A 1,397-nucleotide genomic window follows, 5' to 3' on the forward strand; every position below is an offset into this window, starting at 1 on the left:
CCCACTCCAACTGCGACCCCCACGGCGGGCAACACCGGCCCCGCGGTGGGCGTCAGCCAGGTCACCCAGAACTCCGCCGTGCTCAGCTGGACCGCCGTACCCGCCGCGGCCGGCTACGACGTCCTGCTGAACGGCCAGGCGATCGGCACCGTCCGCTCGACGGTGGTCGGCGTGGTCCGCCTCGCCCCCGGCACCTCGTACACCGTGGCCGTGGCCGTCCGCGACGCCGCCGGAGCGGTCGGCAAGCCCGGTCGCACCGCCACCTTCCGCACGGTCACCGACGCTGGCCGCCCGCAGCCGGGCACGCGCTACACGATGGTCAACGGACTGACCGGGCAGGCCGCCGACCTGTGGGGCAGCTCGATGAACGACGGGACCGTGGCCATCGCCTACCAGCGCACCGGCTACGCCAACCAGAAGTGGCAGTTCGAGGACGCCGGGAACGGCGCGGTGCGGATCAAGTCCGCGCGCTCCGGCAAGTGCCTGCAACTCGGCGGCGCCCCGGTGGCCGGTCAGTACGTCGCCCAGCAGCCGTGTTCCGACGCGGCCGCGCAGAAGTGGCAGCTCAACGCCGTCGAGGGCGGGTTCACCGTCACCGCGGACGGCGGCTCGCTCGTGCTGGGGCTCAGCACTCGCTGGTACTACGGCGGTTGGCTGCTGGAGCTGCAGCAGGCGAACGGCCGGCCGCAGCAGAACTGGTCGCTCCTGAAGGCCACGTAAGCAGGCACCTCCGACCGACCGCGGGCCGCGCGCCCGAGGACCGTGGCCCGGCTGCCCGGCTGCCCGGCTGCCCGGCTGCCCGGTGCCACGGTCCCGCACGTCGCCCGGCCCGCGCGCCGGGCGCGGCCACCCGTTCCGGCGCGGCCGCGCCCGACGCCCCCGTTTCCCGCATCCGACCTCCCACACCGCTCCGAGGAACACCCGCCATGCGAACCCGCCCGCTCCTCGCCGCCTGTGCCCTCGCGGCGGCCGTCGTCCTGCCCACCGCCGCACCGGCCGGTGCCCACGGCGACAGCGTCCACCTGGACGTCACCGGCCAGCAGAACGGTCGCGTCAGCACCGTCGCCACCTGGGAGAACGACCACGACCCGGTCACCGAGGAGTTCGCCGGCACGCTCTCCGCCACCGCGGCGGACGGCCGGACGGTGGGCCCCTGGCGACTGGTCGGCGTCCCGGGCCGCCCGGGGACGTACACCACCCGGGAGATCCTGCCCGCCGGGCACTGGCAGGTGACCGTCGACTGCGCCTTCCCCTCGCTCGGCCACGCCCAGCGCGAACTGGACGTGGCGGACGCCGTCATCGACGACCCGGTGCCCGCCGGCACGGCGGCCGCGTCGCCCCCGACCGGTGTGCCGTCGGCCGCGTCGACGGGGACGGGCGCCGGGCCCGCCCCGGTG

Annotated in this window: 2 protein-coding genes; both read left to right on the top strand. The window is 76.0% G+C overall.

Annotation, left to right across the window (positions count from 1 at the left end):
- Window positions 1–720, top strand: a 720-nt coding sequence (locus tag ACIQOV_RS41415) for an RICIN domain-containing protein (RefSeq protein WP_401056310.1), incomplete at its 5' end; no start/stop codon positions are given.
- Window positions 721–926: 206 nt separating this feature from the next.
- Window positions 927–1,397, top strand: a 471-nt coding sequence (locus ACIQOV_RS41420) for a hypothetical protein (protein WP_401056312.1), incomplete at its 3' end; no start/stop codon positions are given.

This window comes from Kitasatospora sp. NPDC091257, assembly GCF_044757675.1.
Lineage (GTDB): Bacteria > Actinomycetota > Actinomycetes > Streptomycetales > Streptomycetaceae > Kitasatospora > Kitasatospora lactacystinica.